Genomic DNA, 15,155 nt, shown 5'->3' on the forward strand with positions numbered 1-15,155 from the left:
GGCCCACCCGCAGGTCCGCGCGGCCGCGGTGGCGGTGCGCACCGACTCGGGGGAGCCGGCCCTGGTCGGCTACCTGGTCGGCACCGCCGACGAGGCCGCCCTCGCCGCCGAGCTGGCCCGCGAGCTGCCGGCCCACCTGGTGCCGGCCGCGTTCGTCCGGCTCGACGCGCTGCCGCTGACCCCGAACGGCAAGCTGGACCGGGCCGTGCTGCCCGCGCCGCCGGCCACCGTGGCGGCCGACGGCTACGTCCCGCCGCGTACCGACGCCGAGACCCTGGTGGCCGAGGTGTACGCCGAGATCCTCCAGGTGGAGAAGGTCGGCGCGCTGGACGACTTCTTCGTCCTCGGCGGCAACTCGCTGCGCGGCATGCGGGCGATGGCCCGGATCCGCGCCGAGGTGGACGTCGACCTGCCGATGCGGGCGCTGTTCAGCAGCCCCGTGGTCGCCGACCTGGCCGCCCAGATCGAGCAGCGGATCGCCGTCGAGCTGGACGAGCTCTCCGAGACCGAGGTCGCCGCGTTGCTGGCGGCGGAGAAGGACGACCCCGCATGACGGACCTGAAGGATCCCGCCCGCGAGGCCGCCCGGGCGGCGCTGATCGCCCAGCGGTTGCGCCGGCGGCAGGCCTCGCCCACCGCCCGGATCACGCCCCGCCCCGAGGGCGTTGAGGTGCCGCTGTCGTACGCCCAGGAGCGGGTCTGGTTCATGGACCAGCTCGCTCCGGGTGAGGCGGCGTACCACATCGCGGTGCCGCTGCGGGTGCGCGGCCCGCTGGACGTCACGGCGCTGCGCGCCGCCCTGGCCGGGCTGACCGCCCGGCACGAGTCGCTGCGTACCCGTTTCCCGGCCGACGCCGACGGTCGCCCCACGGTCGTCGTCGCCGACTCCGTCGAGGTGCCGCTGACCATCGTGGACGCCCCCGACGAGCGGGCCGCGCAGGCGCTGGTGGACGCCGCCGCGGCCGAGCCGTTCGACCTGGCGGCCGGGCCGCTGCTGCGCGCCCTGCTGATCCGGCTCGCTGACGACGATAATCCGGCCTCCGCGCCGCAAGACGGCACTCCGGACCGGATGAACGCCGCCGACGACCACGTGCTCTTCCTCGGCCAGCACCACATCGTCGGCGACGGCTGGTCGGTGGACGTGCTGCTGCGGGATTTGATCACCCGCTACCGGGGCGGCGAGCCGCCCGCCCTGCCGGTGCAGTACGGCGACTTCGCCCACTGGGAGGCCCGGGAGCTGGCCGGGCCGCAGGCCCGCGGGCACCTGGACTGGTGGCAGCGGCGGCTGGCCGGGATCACCCCGCTGGAACTGCCGCTGGACCGGCCCCGCCCGGCCACCCAGACCTACCGGGGCGACTTCGTCGAGTTCCAGGTCGACCGGGCGGTCACCGACGGGCTCGCCGCGCTCACCCGGGCGTCGGGCGGGACCCTGTTCATGACCCTGCTCGCGGCGTACCAGGTGCTGCTGGCCCGGCACGCCGGGCAGGATGACTTCGCCGTCGGCGCCTCGGTCGCCGGCCGGTCCGCCCCGGAGCTGGAGGACGTCGTCGGCATGTTCATCAACATGCTGCCGATGCGCGCCGAGCTGGCCGGCGACCCGACCTTCACCGAGCTGCTGGAGCGCACCCGGCGGGCCGTGCTGGACGGCTTCGAGCACGCCGAGGTGCCGTTCGCGAAGGTGGTGCACGAGCTGGGGCTGCCCCGCGACGTCAGCCGGTCGCCGGTGTTCCAGGCCATGTTCGTCCTGCAGAACTACGAGATGGGCCGCTTCTCCGGCGTATCCGACGCCGACGAGGTGAGCTTCCGCTGGACCCCGATGGAGCTGCCGGCCACCCGGTTCGACTTCGAGCTGCACGCCGTCGAGGTGCCCGACGGCATCTGGGGCAAGCTGGTTTTCAACACCGACCTGTTCACCCGCGACACCGTCGAGCGGATGGCGCGGCGGTGGACCACCCTGCTGGCCGCGATCGTCGCCGCCCCGGACACCCCGGTCGCCGCCCTGGACCTGCTCCCGCCCGCCGAGCGGGCGCTGCTGGCGAGCTGGAACGACACCGCCCCCGACTTCCCGGCCACCCAGACGCTGCACGGGCCGATCGAGGAGCGCGCCGCCCGCACCCCGGACGCCACCGCGGTCACCATCGATGGCCGGTCCACCACGTACGCGGAGCTGAACGCCGCGGCCAACCGGGTCGCGCACCGGCTGCGCGCGGCCGGCGTCGGCCCGGAGACCCTGGTCGGCGTCTGCGCGGAGCGGTCGGTGGAGCTGGTAACCGGCCTGCTCGGGGTGCTCAAGGCCGGCGGCGCGTACCTGCCGCTGGACCCGGAGTATCCGGCGGACCGGCTGGCGTTCATGGTCGACGACGCCGCCGCGCCGGTGGTGCTGGTGCAGGAGCACCTGCGCGACGCGCTGCCGACCACCGGCGCCACCGTGCTGGCCCTGGACGACGCCGGGATCTGGGCGGACCAGCCCACCGACGACCCGACGCCGGCGGCGGGCCCGGAGCACCTGGCGTACGTCATCTACACCTCCGGCTCGACCGGTCGGCCCAAGGGCGTGCCGAACACCCACCGGGGCATCGTCAACCGGCTGGACTGGATGCAGCAGGCCTACCGGCTCGGCCCCGAGGACGCGGTACTGCAGAAGACCCCGGCCAGCTTCGACGTCTCGGTCTGGGAGTTCTTCTGGCCGCTGCGTGCGGGCGCCCGGCTGGTGCTGGCGAAGCCCGGCGGGCACAAGGACGCCGGCTACCTGCGCGACCTGCTGGTCGCCGAGCGGGTCACCACCGCCCACTTCGTCCCGTCGATGCTCACCGTCTTCCTCGCCGAGTCCGGCGTCGAGGCGGCGACGGCGCTGCGCCGGGTGATCTGCTCGGGTGAGGAGCTGCCGCCGGCCACGGCGATCGACTTCACCGTCCGGCTGCCCGGGTGCGAGCTGCACAACCTGTACGGCCCGACCGAGGCGGCCATCGACGTCAGCGCCTGGCACTGCGACCCGGCGCTGCTGCCGGGCCTGACCACCGTCCCGATCGGCGCCCCGATCGCCAACCTGCGGCTGCACGTGCTGGATCCGCGCGGCAACCCCTGCCCGGTCGGGGTGGCCGGCGAGCTGCACATCGGCGGGGTGGGGCTGGCCCGCGGCTACCACCGCCGGCCCGCGCTCACCGCCGAGCGGTTCGTGCCGGACCCGTTCTCCGGCGAGCCGGGCGCCCGGCTCTACCGCACCGGCGACCTGGCCCGGTGGGTGACCGCCCCGGCCGGCGGGGTGATCGAGTTCCTGGGCCGGATCGACCACCAGGTGAAGCTGCGCGGCCTGCGGATCGAGCTGGGCGAGATCGAGAGCGCGCTGCGCGAGCAGCCGGCGGTGACCGAGGCGGCGGTGATCGTCCGCGAGGACACCCCCGGCGACAAGCGGCTCACCGCCTACCTGGTCGGCGCGGCCGAGCACGCCGCGCTGAAGGCGGCGCTGAAGGAGACCCTGCCCGAGTACATGGTGCCGGCCGCGTTCGTCACCCTGGACGGCCTGCCGCTGACGCCCAACGGCAAGCTGGACCGCCGGGCGCTGCCCGCGCCGGTGCTCACCCGTGCGGCGTCGGTCGCCCTGGTGGAGCCGCGCGACGACACCGAGCGGCTGCTCGCCGGCATCTGGTCGGAGGTGCTGGGCGTGGCCACCCTCGGCATCGACGACGACTTCTTCGACCTGGGCGGGCACTCCATGCTCGCCACCCAGGTGGTGGCGAAGATCCGCAAGGCGGAGCACGGCGGGCGCGCCGTCGGGGTGATGGACCTGTTCCAGCAGCGGACGATCCGCGACCTGGCCCGGTTCATGTGCGGCGACGACGGCGGCGGGCCGCGCCGGCTGCTCTACGAGCTGACCAAGCCGATCCCGGCGGGGCAGCGGGTGCTCAGCTACGTCTGCGTCCCGTACGGCGGCGGCAGCGCCATCGTCTACCAGCCCCTGGCGGACGCGCTGCCCGCCGGCCATGCCCTGTGGTCGCTGGCCATCCCCGGCCACGACGTCGGGCTCAGCGAGGACGGCCTGCCGTTCGAGGAGCTGACCAGCCGGGTCGCCGAGGAGATCCTGGAACGCGTCGAGGGCCCGATCGCCCTCTACGGCCACTGCGGCGTGGGCAGCGCGATCGTCGCCGAGGTGGCCCGCAAGGTGGAGGCCGCCGGCCGGGACCTGGAAGCGGTCTACATCGGCGCGATGTTCCCGTTCGCCCGCCCCCGGGGCGCCTTCGCCGCCCTGCGCAACCGGCTGGAGCAGCTCCGCAGCAACCGGCACTACGCCAGCTGGCTCAAGTCGATGGGGGTGGACACCGACGAGCTGGACCCGGAGCAGGCCGACCGGATCATCAGCAACATGCGGGCCGACTCGCGGGCCTCCGAGGAGTACTTCACCGGCCTGCTCGACCGGGGCGCGACGACGCTGCGCGCGCCGATCATCTCGGTGGTCGGCTCGGAGGACCCGGTGACCGACTACCACGCCGAGCGGTACGCCGAGTGGCAGTTCCTCAGCGACACCCTCGGCCTGGTGGTGCTCGACCAGGCCGGGCACTTCTTCCTCAAGTACCGCGCCGAGGAGCTGGCGGAGATCGTCACCCGGGTCCACCCGGCGCTGGCCGCCGGGGACGTCGCCGCCCTCACCCCCGAGGCGCGGGGCGCCGAGGCCGGCTGGGCGGTCACCGCCCACCAGCGCGCGGGCCGGTCCGGCCGGCCCGAGCAGAGCGTGGTGAAGCCCAGCATGGCCCGGTTCGTCGCGGTCACCGCCGGGCAGCTGGTCTCCACCACCGGCTCCGCGCTGACCGCGTTCGCGCTGCCGATCTGGCTGTTCACCCGGACCGGGTCGGTGGCCGACCTGGGTCTGCTCTGGGCGCTGGCGCTGATCTGCGGCGTGCTGATGCTGCCGGTGGCCGGCGCGGTCACCGACCGGGTCAGCCGCCGCCGGATCATGATGGTCGCCAGCTGCACCGCCGGGTCGATCCAGCTGGCGCTCGCCGCGCTGCTCTGGACCGACAACCTGGTCCTCTGGCACATCTACGCCCTGGTCGCGTTGAGCCAGGTCGCCGGCTCGTTCCAGCGGATCGCGTTCCAGTCGGCGGTGCCGCAGCTGGTGCCGAAGCGCTACCTCGGGCACGCGATGGGCATCACCCAGCTCTCCGGCGGCTTCGCGATGCTGCTGATGCCCGTCTTCGCCGCCGGCCTGCTCGCCGCCATCGAACTCAAGGGCATCCTGCTCATCGACGTGGCGAGCTACCTGGTGGCGGTGCTGACCCTGGCCGTGGTGCGCTTCCCCGACCTGCTCGGCTGGCGGCCCCGGGAGCGGCTGCTGGTGGCGATCGCCAACGGGCTGCGCTACTCCTGGCAGCACCGCGGCTTCCGGCTGATGCTGGGCTACTTCGCCCTGGGCAACATCTTCCTGGCCCCGGCGCTGGTGCTCACCACGCCGCTGGTGCTCTCGTTCGGCACCGCCAGCCAGGTGGCGCAGGTGGCCCTGGCCGAGGCCTGCGGGGCGGTGGCCGGCGGGGTGCTGATGTCGCTGTGGGGTGGGCCCCGGCGCCGGCGGATGGTGGGCGTGCTGGTCGGCAACCTCGGCACCGCCGTCGGCTGCGTGCTGGTCGGGCTGGACGCCTCCGTGACGATGGTCTGCGTCGGCATCTTCTGGCTGGCCATGGCGATGACCACCGCGCAGTCGATCTACGCGACCATCGTCCAGGTCAAGGTGCCGCAACGCTTCCACGGCCGGGTGTTCAGCCTCAACCAGACCATCTCCTGGTCGACGCTGCCGATCGGTTTCGCGCTGCTCGCCCCGGCGGCGACCAGCCTCTTCGAGCCGATGCTCGCCCCGGGCGGGTCGCTGGCCGGGTCGGTGGGCGCGGTGATCGGCACGGGGCCGGGCCGGGGCATCGGTTTCGCGTACGTCTGCTTCGGGCTGGCCCTGGTCCTGATCACCCTGGGCGGGTTCGCCATCCGGATGCTGCGCCGCTTCGACATCGAGGTGCCCGACTCGCTGCCCGACGACCTGATCGGCGCGCAGGAGCGGCAGCGGCGGCTCGCGGAGCGGGCGGCGGCGCAGGAACGGGAGCCCGTCGCGGCGTGACCCGGCGTGGGGCCCTTTCCCCGAGGAGGGCTCCACGCCGGGCGTGCCCGTCCCGGCCGGGTCAGAACTCCTCGCGCGGGTCCGCCAGGTCCGTCGCCGCCGGCTCCTCCGGCTCGGCCACCCAGGCGGAGAAGACCGGCACCCCGTGCCACGGCCCGCCATCGCGGTCGGTGGCCACCGCGACGACCGCGTACGGGTGGCCGAAGCGCAGCTCCGCGGTGCGGGCGACGCCTTCCGGGGCGAGGCTGGCCAGGGCGAAGGCGGCGGTCACGGCGGCCGCCTCGAAGCCGTACCGGCCGTAGCGGGCCATCGCCGCCTGCCGCGCCTCGAGCCGCGGGGCGGGCTCGCCGAGCAGCCCGCCCAGCGTGCGGACCACCGCGGGGAAGCCCAGTGCCGGGGCGGTCAGGTCGTGCTCGTCCCGCGCCGACCAGCAGGGCAGCACCGCCGTGTGCCGCTCCTCCCGACCGTCCGGGGCGCGGGTGTGCACCCGCTTCTCCCGCACCGTCCACGCCGGACCGTCGCCGAGCGGCAGCGCGAACAGCGACCGGCGGCCGGCCGGTGTCGCCTCGTCGACCGCCGTGGCGGCCACCTCGTACGCGGCGGCGAGCACGTCGGCCGCGGGGGTCGAGGGGTCGGCGACGACCGACACCACCACGAGGCCCGCCCCGTCGCGCTCGACGGCGGGCGCGGCGTGCACGGCGACGTCGCCGGCCGGTCCGGTCGCGGCGATCCAGGCCCGGTGGCCGCGCGCGGGAGTGCGCAGCACCCGGTCGAGCCGCCCCGCCCAGGCGCTGGCGCGGCCGAGCTGCCCGGCCGGGGCGAGGTCGAACGGGTCGGCCCAGGAGATCCGGGTGGCCAGGGCGCTGGCCAGCGCCAGCAGCACGTCCGGTGACCGGGTCAGCGGGAACCGGTCGATCAGCCCCAGGGTGTGCTCGCGGGCCCAGGCGTCCAGCCCCGGCTGGTCGGGCAGTGGCCCGGTCGCGGTGGTACGCGGCAGCGTGGCCCGCCACTCGGACAGCCCCGCGGTGTCGTGGCCGGTCTGCTGCCAGACGGCGGTGGCGGACGGCACCAGCGGGTGGGGCCGGTCCACCAGGGCCCCGGCCAGCTCCGCCGCGGCGGGCGCGCTCACGCCCAGGACGTCCTCCAGCTCGTCCCGGTCGGCGCCGGTCGCGGCCGGCGCGGCCAGCGCCAGCAGCAGCCAGGCGCCGAGCGGTGCGGCGACGTGGTGCCGGTCGCCGGCGCCGGCGTGCAGCCGGGCGGCGTAGCGGGCCAGCGGGGTGTGCAGGGTCGTCGTCATGCCCCTACTGTGCCCATTCCCGGCCCGGTCGGCACCCCCGCTCAGGACCACAGCTCGAACGGCTCGTCGAGCTCCTCGCCGGCGAGGAACCGGGGGAGCAGCGCCGGCAGCCGCCCCGGGTAGAAGCGTTCCGTGCTGTCGGCCACCTCGTCGACCGTCCACCAGCGGAACCCGAAGTAGTCCTCCACCTCGTAGTCCAGCCGCTCGGCGCCGTCGATGTCCGGCCCGGCGGCGTCGAGCCGTACCGTCATCACCACCTCGTCCTGCAGGTGCCGGCGCTGCCGGTGGATGAAGCTGGCCCGCCGCCGCCAGGCCGGCGGGCCGAGCCGGGCGGCGGTGACCACGAAGCCGGTCTCCTCCCGCAGCTCCCGCACCGCGGTCTCGGCGTACGTCTCGCCGGGATCCATCCCGCCGCCCGGCAGCTCCCACCAGGTGCCGAGGCGGGGATGGTCCGGGTCGCGGGTGTGGAAGAGCAGGATCCGGTCCTGCGCGTCGCGCACCACCAGCCGCACGGCGGTGCGTTCGACGACCGGCAGGTCTCCCGGCAGTTCGATCATGTCTCTCCTTCGGGCGCCTCGACCGGTGGCAGGATAGCGGTCGTGGCGGAGGTCTTCGGCGAGGTGGCGGGCGACTACGACGACGCGCGGCCGGGCTACCCGCCCGGGCTCGCCGAGGCCATCCTCGCCTACCACGGGCGGGTGCCGCCCCGGCTGGTCGAGATCGGCGCGGGCACCGCCTGGCCCGGCTGCTCAGCTCGGCGTCGCGCCGATCGTGGCGGCCGGTCCGGGCGGCAGGGGATAGGGGCGCTCGTCGGGCAGCGGTGCCGCCGCGGCCCGATCCTCGCCACCCGGCCCCGGACTGGTCGAGCGGATTACCCCGCCGGCGGGCCGGGCGCCCGGGCGGCGGTGGGGTTAGGCTGCCGCCCGTGGCAGGTCTGTTGAGGAACGTCGTCGCCCGGCTCAATCGGGTGACCGGAGGTGCGGCCGTGCCGGCCGGTACCGCCGGCCGGATTCCGGCTCAGGTGGCCCGTCGCCGCCAGGTCGGCGCCCTGCAGCGCCGGGAGCTGACGTACGCCCCGGAGCTGGACGGCCGGGCCGACCCGGGTGAGATCGTCTGGACCTGGGTGGCGTACGAGGACGACCCGCGGCAGGGCAAGGACCGTCCGGTGCTGGTGGTCGGCCGGCACAGCCGCACGCTGTTCGGGCTGATGCTCTCCAGCCAGGGTGAGCGTGACGGTCAGCGGCACTGGCTGGCGCTCGGCCCGGGGGAGTGGGACCGTGACCGGCGCCCGAGCTGGGTCCGCCTCGACCGGGTGCTGACGATGCGCGAGGACAGCATCCGGCGCGAGGGCGCGGTGCTGGACCGGGGTCGCTTCGACCGGATCGGCCAGGCCCTGCGCGCCGGCTACGGCTGGCGCTGACGAGGTCGCTCGGCCGAGCCGATTTTGCGCGTTCGTCCTTGACAGGGTGCCCCCGACGAGTACATTCAACTTATCGGTTGATAATCCAGGTGGTTGATTGCAGTGACCTCACCAGATCAGGTCGGCGCCGTCTTCGCCGCCCTCGCGGATCCGACCCGCCGGGCCATCCTGGCCCGCCTGGCTGCCGGCGAGGCGACGGTGAACGAGGTGGCCGCGCCGTTCCCGATCTCGATGCAGGCGATCTCCAAGCACCTGAACGTGCTGGAGGCGGCGGGGCTGATCGTGCGCACCCGCGAGGCGCAGTGGCGGCGGTGCCGGATCGAGCCGGCGGCGTTGCGGCTCCTCGCCGAGTGGGTCGACCAGTACCGCCGGCTCTGGGACGACCGGTACGACACGTTGGACGGTTACCTGCGAGAGCTGAAGGAGAACAACCATGAACCCGACCGGTGACCTGACCGTCGCGCTGCCCACCGACCGCGAGGTGGTGCTCACCCGGGTCCTCGACGCGCCCCGCGACATGGTCTGGGCGGCGCACACCGACCCCGCGCACCTGGCGCGGTGGTGGGGTCGGGGCAACCCCCTCGACGTCGAGATCGACTTCCGGGTGGGCGGCCGGTACCGGTTCGTGGAGCACGCCCCGGACGGCAACGCCTACGCCTTCCGCGGCGAGTTCCTCGAGATCGCGGCGCCCGAGCGGATCGTGCAGACCTTCGAGTTCGAGGGCGCGCCCGGTCACGTGGCGGTGGAGACGCTCGTCCTCACCGAGCAGGACGGCCGCACGATGGTCACCGGCACCACCCGCTTCGACACCGCCGCCGAGCGGGACGCGATGGTGGGCTCGGGCATGGAGGAGGGCGCGCGGCAGTCGTACCGGGCGCTGGAGGAGTACCTCGTCACGCTGGTCTGACCGGCTCCGACGACGCCCGGCCGGGTGCTCAGCACTCGGCCAGGCGCGGGGCGTCCAGGAGCTGTCGGGGGGACCGGCGGGTCGTCACGCCCTTCGCCCGGTACATCGCGGCGTCGGCGGCGCAGAGCGCCTCGGTGAGCTGGGTCGGGCCGCTGACCGGCGCCAGGCCGACCGAGGCGGTGACCCGTACGCTGCGCCCGCCCACCGGGATCGGCGCGGCCATCGCCTCGCAGAGCCGGCGGGTGGCTTGGTCGATCCAGCGCCGGTCGACCGACGGGCTGCGCAGCAGGCCGGCGAACTCGTCACCGCCGAGCCGGGCGACCAGGTTGTCGCCGGCGAAGGCGGTGAGCCGCTGCGCGACGCTGACCAGCACCTGGTCCCCGGCGGCGTGCCCGTAGCGGTCGTTGACCTGCTTGAAGTCGTTGAGGTCGAGCACCACGGCGATCAGCGGCCGCCCGCCGCCGTCGGTGAGCAGCGCGGCGGCGATCCGGTAGAAGGCGCGCCGGTTGGGCAGACCGGTCAGCGGGTCGTGGCTGGCGGCGTGCCGCTCGGCGGCCAGCTCGGCCTGCAAATATTTGATCTCCGCCTCCGCCCGCAGCGCCCGGCGGCGCAGCTGCCACACCGAGACGAGCGCACCCGCCGCGGAGATGCCGGACGCGACGCTCACCGGATCCGGCACGAGAACTCCCTCGCGGCGTCGGCGGACGGCCCGGGACGGCGGCCGGCGTGCGGTGCCCAGCCGTCGTTCTCCCAGGAGGCTGCCCGGGGTTGGGGGTAACCGTAAGTGAGCGGTCGGGTACCGCGCACGTGGGTTATCATGCTCGCTGTCCAATGCAGATGCAATAGCAGATGCACGTGCAGCACGGCATGATCCGGCGTCGCCGTCCTCCCCGCCGCGACACCCTCCACTCGCGACACCGGACGGCTCATCACCGCACAGAAAGACCCCTCATGCAGCAGCCCGAGAACGGCGTACCCGTCACCCAGCTCCCCGAGCTGCGGTGGCAGAAGAGTCGGCGGAGCAACCCCAGCGGCAACTGCGTCGAGCTGGCCGAACTCCCCGGCAGGACGGGCATCGCGGTCCGCAACTCCCGCCACCCCGAGGGCCCCGCGCTGATCTACACAGTGGACGAGATCGCGGCGTTCGTCCTCGGCGCCCGTGACGGGGACTTCGACAACCTGATCGATCGATAGTCGGTCCCGCCGGCGGGACCATCTCGGCCGCGCGGAGGAGTCCGGATCACCCACCGTCCATGGCATGCTTACACGTCGGACGGGGGTGGGGCGCCCGGCCGGCGCAAGGCGAGCAGGTGGAGGGCGACGTGGCGATGGCGACCGCGGAGGGGGGTCCGGCAACCGGGCCGACCGTGCTGCGCATGCTGCTCGGCGCCCAGCTGCGCCGCCTGCGCGAGGCCAGCGGCGTCACCCGTGAGGGCGCCGGCTGGGAGATCCGGGCCTCCGAATCGAAGATCAGCCGGATGGAGCTGGGCCGGGTCGGCTTCAAGGAACGCGACGTCGCCGACCTGCTCACCCTCTACGGGGTCAGCGCCGCCGACGAGCGGGAGGCGCTGCTCAAGCTCGCCCGCGACGCCAACAGCCCGGGCTGGTGGCACCGGTACGGCGACGTGCTGCCCAGCTGGTTCCAGGCGTACCTCGGCCTGGAGGCCGCCGCCTCGCTGATCCGCACCTACGAGGTGCAGTTCGTCCCCGGCCTGTTGCAGACCGCCGCGTACGCCCGCGCCGTCGTCCTGCTCGGCCACCGGAACGCCCCGGCGGAGGAGGTCGACCGGCGGGTGGAGCTGCGGCTGCGCCGACAGGAGCTGCTGCGCCGCGCCGCCCCACCACAGGTGTGGGCGGTGGTCGACGAGGCCGCCCTGCGCCGCCCGATCGGCGGGCCGGCGGTGATGCGCGGCCAACTGGACGCCCTGATCGAGGCCACCCGGTCGCCGCACGTGCGGCTGCAGGTCATCCCGTTCGCCGCGGGCGGGCACGCCGCCGCCGGCGGGGCGTTCACCATCCTGCGGTTCGGCGACGACGACCTGCCCGACATCGTCTACATCGAGCAGCTCACCAGCGCCATCTACCTCGACAAGCGCGACGACCTCGACTACTACGCGGTGGCCATGGAGCGGCTCTGCGTCGAGGCGGCGCCGCCCGAGCGTACGCCGGAGATCCTGGCCCGGCTCCGCGACGAGCTCTACCCGGCGTGACCGTCGCCCGGGGCGACGCGCCCCGCGGGACTGCCTCTACCATGGGCCGCGACCGGCGACAGTGGACGGACGTCATCGCGCGCGATGGCGCAGAGTCATGGAGGCGACACGTGACCACCGAAGCCCCGGGTACCACCACGGGCTCCGCCCACCCGAGCGACCGGATCGACACCTCGGTGGCGCACCCCGCCCGGCGCTACAACTACTGGCTCGGCGGCAAGGACAACTTCCAAGCCGACCGGGAATCCGGTGACGCCATCTCGGCCCGCTTCCCGACCATCCGCACCAGCGCCCTGGAGAACCGGCGCTTCCTCCAGCGGGCGGTGCGCCACCTCACCCGCGAGGCCGGGATCCGGCAGTTCCTCGACATCGGCACCGGCATTCCGACCGCCGACAACACCCACGAGGTCGCCCAGCGGGTCGCGCCGGAGTCCCGGGTGGTCTACGTCGACAACGACCCGATCGTGCTGGCCCACGCCCGGGCGCTGCTGACCAGCTCGCCCGAGGGCGCCACCGCCTACATCGACGCCGACCTGCGCGACCCGGAGAAGATCCTGCGCCACCCGGACCTGCTGCGCACCATCGACCTGTCCCGGCCGGTGGGGCTGATGCTGGTGGCGATCCTGCACTTCGTCCCGGACGCCGACGACCCGTACGCGGTGGTGCGCCGCCTGCTGGAGGCGCTGCCGCCCGGCAGCTACCTCGCCGCGTCGCACGCCACCCACGAATACCTCCCGCCGGCCGTCGCCGCGGAGGCCAGGGCGGCGGCCCGGGGCGGCGGCCCGCACGGGCTGATCAACCTGCGCACCCTCGACGAGTTCACCGGCTTCTTCGAGGGGCTGGAGCTGGTCGAGCCCGGCCTCTGCTCGGTGGCCGAGTGGCGGGCCGAGACCGAGCCGCAGCCGCGCCCCTCGGTGGCGGAGGTCAGCATGTACGGCGGGGTCGCCCGCAAGCCCTGAGCCCGGTTTCCCGAGGAACGGCGTCGGCTGCGGCCGGCGCCGTTCGTCGTGTGGTGTCCGTTTCCCTTGACCGCCCCGAGTCGGTCCGGCTAGTCTCTGAATCGATCCAGACTGAATCGATCCAGAAGGGGGCCCGGGTGCGACCGACGCTCCAGGACGTGGCCACGGCGGTCGGTGTGTCACGCAGCACCGTCTCCAACGCGTACTGCCGCCCCGACCAGCTCTCGGCTGCGCTGCGCACCCGGATTCTCGACACCGCCCGGCAGCTCGGCTACCCGGGTCCGAACCCGACGGCCCGCTCGCTGCGGCGGGGCTTCGCCGGCGCGATCGGCGTCCTGTTCACCTCGCAGCTGTCGTACGCCTTCACCGACCCGTTCGCCGTCCGGTTCCTGGCCGGTGTCGCCGCCGCGGCCGAACGGCACGGCACCAGCCTGCTGCTCGTGCCGCTGCCCACCGGGGCGACGCAGGCCAGGGCGGCCGTGGAGAACGCGGCGGTCGACGGGTTCTGCGTCTACTGCGTCGCCGACGAGGACTGGGCGCTGGACCTGATCCGCGGTCGTGGGCTGCCCTTCGTCACCACCGCGCCCCCCGCCGCCGACGACGACGCCGGCGCCGAGCGGTACGTCGGCATCGACGAGCGGGCCGCCGCCCGGTCCGTCGCCGACCACCTCGTCGGCCTGGGGCACCGCCGGGTGGCGCTGCTCGCCGACACGATGCTGCCCGACGCGCCACCGGGGCCGCTGCGGCTCGCCGGTGTCGACGCCGCGCGGCACCCGACCACCCGGGGTCGCCTGGCCGGTTTCGCCGACGCCCTGGCCGCGGTCGGCGTCGACTGGCCCGACATCACGCTGCTCAACGCCACCGGCAACAGCCGCGCCGCCGGGGCCGAGGCGGTGGCCGGCCGCTTCGCCGGCGACGATCCGCCGACGGCCGTACTGGCCGCCTCCGACGTGCTCGCGCTCGGCGCCCTGGACGCCCTCGGGGAGCGGGCCGCCACGGTCTCGGTCACCGGCTTCGACGACGTCGCCGAAGCGGCCGCGGCCGGCCTCACCACCGTCCGGCAACCGGCCGAGGAGAAGGGCCGGATCGCCGCCGAACTGCTGCTCGACCCACCGGCCGCCGACGCCGCCGGGCAGATCCTGCTCCCGACCGAGCTGGTCGTCCGCACCTCCCCCCGTCCCGTACCGAGGAGTTGACCATGGAACAGCCCACCGGCTTCACTCTCGCCATCGACGCGGTCACCCGCCACGTCAACTCGGCCCGCCCGGACGCGCCGGTACGCCCCGAGCGGGCCCGCCGCCACCGCCTCGCGCCCGTCCGGCTCGCCGCCGCGCACGCACTGCGCCGGCTCGCCGACCTCACGGAGCCGGCGCCCGCCCCCGCCCCGACCTGCCGCCCCTGACCGCCTGGGTGCCCGACGCCACCCCGTAAGCACCCGGTAGGGTGCTTTTCCGGCCAGACGACGCCCAACCGGGCACCACGGTTGGTGTCCGACCGGGCGGGGCGGGCAGACTGGAGCATCATGTCGTCGCTCACGCCCGCCACGCGCCTGCACGATCGGTACGTCCTGCGCGCGCCCATCGGCCTCGGCGGAATGTCCGAGGTATGGCGCGCCGACGACGAGGTGCTGCACCGCCCCGTCGCGGTCAAGGCCCTCGCCGCGCAGCTCGCCGCCGACCCGCAGCTGCGGGCCACCATCCAGCGGGAGGCGCGGGCCGCCGCCCGGCTCACCCACCCGCACGTCACCCAGGTCTACGACTACGGCGAGGCGACCCTGCCCGGCGGCGTGGTCGTGCCGTACCTGGTGATGGAGCTGGTCGAGGGGCGCAGCCTCGCCGACCGGCTCACCGCCGGCCCGCTGGCCTGGCCCGACGCGGTCCGCGTCGCCGGTCAGGTCGCGGCCGCGCTCGCCGCCGCGCACCGGATCGGCGTGGTGCACCGCGACGTCAAGCCGGCCAACGTCATGCTCACCGAGACCGGCGCCAAGGTCCTCGACTTCGGCATCGCCGCCCTCGCCGGTCCCCGACACCCGCTCGCCGGTCAGACCGGCGAGCTGATGATGGGCACCCCCGCCTACTTCGCGCCGGAACGGCTGACGCCCGGCCCGCCGGACCCGGCCAGCGACGTGTACGCCCTCGGCGCGCTGCTCTACCGCACCCTCACCGGCCGGGCTCCGCTACCGGTGCAGACCTGGGAGGACGCCCTCGAGGTGCACGCGCGGCACACCCCGGTGCCGCCGCTGCGGATCCCCGGGCTGCCCGCCGAC

General features: G+C 74.7%; 15 protein-coding genes. 12 read left to right on the plus strand and 3 right to left on the minus strand.

Features of this window, described 5'->3' with window-relative positions; all coding sequences use genetic code 11:
* Both KBX37_RS29935 and KBX37_RS29940 read left to right on the plus strand, forming a co-directional pair.
* Positions 1-553 (plus strand): phosphopantetheine-binding protein (locus KBX37_RS29935; protein WP_247659273.1); only part of this gene is annotated, 553 nt, incomplete at its 5' end.
* The gene (locus KBX37_RS29940) at positions 550-6,096 is read left to right on the plus strand and encodes a non-ribosomal peptide synthetase/MFS transporter (RefSeq protein WP_210779229.1); all 5,547 of its coding nucleotides are present in this window, start codon (positions 550-552) and stop codon (positions 6,094-6,096) included. The genes KBX37_RS29935 and KBX37_RS29940, both read left to right, overlap by 4 nt.
* Before the next feature lie 61 nt (positions 6,097-6,157).
* On the opposite strand, the gene KBX37_RS29945 is transcribed toward KBX37_RS29940, so the two are convergent.
* Complete coding sequence (locus KBX37_RS29945) at positions 6,158-7,393, minus strand: hypothetical protein (protein ID WP_210779230.1); 1,236 nt, start codon at positions 7,391-7,393, stop codon at positions 6,158-6,160.
* A 41-nt stretch (positions 7,394-7,434) separates the two neighbouring features.
* Positions 7,435-7,950 carry an NUDIX hydrolase gene (locus KBX37_RS29950; RefSeq protein WP_210779231.1) on the minus strand — a complete coding sequence of 172 codons (516 nt, stop codon included), beginning with the start codon at positions 7,948-7,950 and terminating at the stop codon, positions 7,435-7,437.
* 42 nt (positions 7,951-7,992) lie between these two features.
* Between KBX37_RS29950 and KBX37_RS29955 the strand changes: the two genes are divergently transcribed.
* From KBX37_RS29955 to KBX37_RS29970, 4 genes are all read left to right on the plus strand, one after another.
* Positions 7,993-8,334: a hypothetical protein gene (locus KBX37_RS29955; RefSeq protein ID WP_210779232.1), complete on the plus strand. Its 342-nt coding sequence runs from the start codon at positions 7,993-7,995 to the stop codon at positions 8,332-8,334.
* Positions 8,319-8,813, plus strand: coding sequence for a type II toxin-antitoxin system PemK/MazF family toxin (locus KBX37_RS29960; protein ID WP_210779233.1), 495 nt, complete (start codon positions 8,319-8,321; stop codon positions 8,811-8,813). Before KBX37_RS29955 ends, KBX37_RS29960 begins: the two co-directional genes overlap by 16 nt.
* Positions 8,814-8,909: 96 nt before the next feature.
* Positions 8,910-9,263: an ArsR/SmtB family transcription factor gene (locus KBX37_RS29965; RefSeq protein ID WP_374103924.1), complete on the plus strand. Its 354-nt coding sequence runs from the start codon at positions 8,910-8,912 to the stop codon at positions 9,261-9,263.
* Positions 9,247-9,720, plus strand: a complete 474-nt coding sequence (locus KBX37_RS29970; RefSeq protein WP_210779235.1) for an SRPBCC family protein — start codon at positions 9,247-9,249, stop codon at positions 9,718-9,720. Before KBX37_RS29965 ends, KBX37_RS29970 begins: the two co-directional genes overlap by 17 nt.
* A gap of 28 nt (positions 9,721-9,748) precedes the next feature.
* On the opposite strand, the gene KBX37_RS29975 is transcribed toward KBX37_RS29970, so the two are convergent.
* Positions 9,749-10,399, minus strand: a complete 651-nt coding sequence (locus KBX37_RS29975; RefSeq protein WP_210779236.1) for a GGDEF domain-containing protein — start codon at positions 10,397-10,399, stop codon at positions 9,749-9,751.
* A gap of 272 nt (positions 10,400-10,671) precedes the next feature.
* On the opposite strand from KBX37_RS29975, the gene KBX37_RS29980 reads away from it, so the two are divergent.
* The 6 genes from KBX37_RS29980 to KBX37_RS30005 all read left to right on the plus strand — a co-directional run.
* The gene (locus KBX37_RS29980) at positions 10,672-10,914 is read left to right on the plus strand and encodes a DUF397 domain-containing protein (RefSeq protein WP_088962472.1); all 243 of its coding nucleotides are present in this window, start codon (positions 10,672-10,674) and stop codon (positions 10,912-10,914) included.
* A 128-nt stretch (positions 10,915-11,042) separates the two neighbouring features.
* Positions 11,043-11,930: a helix-turn-helix transcriptional regulator gene (locus KBX37_RS29985; RefSeq protein WP_210779237.1), complete on the plus strand. Its 888-nt coding sequence runs from the start codon at positions 11,043-11,045 to the stop codon at positions 11,928-11,930.
* 110 nt (positions 11,931-12,040) lie between these two features.
* Positions 12,041-12,889 (plus strand): SAM-dependent methyltransferase, encoded by an 849-nt coding sequence (locus KBX37_RS29990; RefSeq protein WP_307849265.1) that lies wholly within the window; start codon positions 12,041-12,043, stop codon positions 12,887-12,889.
* Between the two features lie 137 nt (positions 12,890-13,026).
* Entirely contained in the window at positions 13,027-14,085 is a 1,059-nt protein-coding gene (locus KBX37_RS29995; protein ID WP_210779239.1) for a LacI family DNA-binding transcriptional regulator, read from the plus strand.
* A gap of 2 nt (positions 14,086-14,087) precedes the next feature.
* Positions 14,088-14,291, plus strand: a complete 204-nt coding sequence (locus tag KBX37_RS30000; RefSeq protein WP_154937752.1) for a hypothetical protein — start codon at positions 14,088-14,090, stop codon at positions 14,289-14,291.
* A gap of 120 nt (positions 14,292-14,411) precedes the next feature.
* The coding region (locus tag KBX37_RS30005) for a serine/threonine-protein kinase (protein WP_210779240.1) at positions 14,412-15,155 on the plus strand (744 nt) is incomplete at its 3' end.

Origin of the sequence: Micromonospora sp. U56 (assembly GCF_018070095.1) — a bacterium.
Lineage (GTDB): Bacteria > Actinomycetota > Actinomycetes > Mycobacteriales > Micromonosporaceae > Micromonospora > Micromonospora purpureochromogenes.

Coding starts and splice junctions, on each gene's coding strand:
- KBX37_RS29970 (WP_210779235.1), top strand. CDS start 9,247: ATGAACCCGACCGGTGACCTGACCGTCGCGCTGCCCACCGACCGCGAG.
- KBX37_RS29940 (WP_210779229.1), top strand. CDS start 550: ATGACGGACCTGAAGGATCCCGCCCGCGAGGCCGCCCGGGCGGCGCTG.
- KBX37_RS29950 (WP_210779231.1), bottom strand. CDS start 7,950: ATGATCGAACTGCCGGGAGACCTGCCGGTCGTCGAACGCACCGCCGTG.
- KBX37_RS29980 (WP_088962472.1), top strand. CDS start 10,672: ATGCAGCAGCCCGAGAACGGCGTACCCGTCACCCAGCTCCCCGAGCTG.
- KBX37_RS29945 (WP_210779230.1), bottom strand. CDS start 7,393: ATGACGACGACCCTGCACACCCCGCTGGCCCGCTACGCCGCCCGGCTG.
- KBX37_RS30000 (WP_154937752.1), top strand. CDS start 14,088: ATGGAACAGCCCACCGGCTTCACTCTCGCCATCGACGCGGTCACCCGC.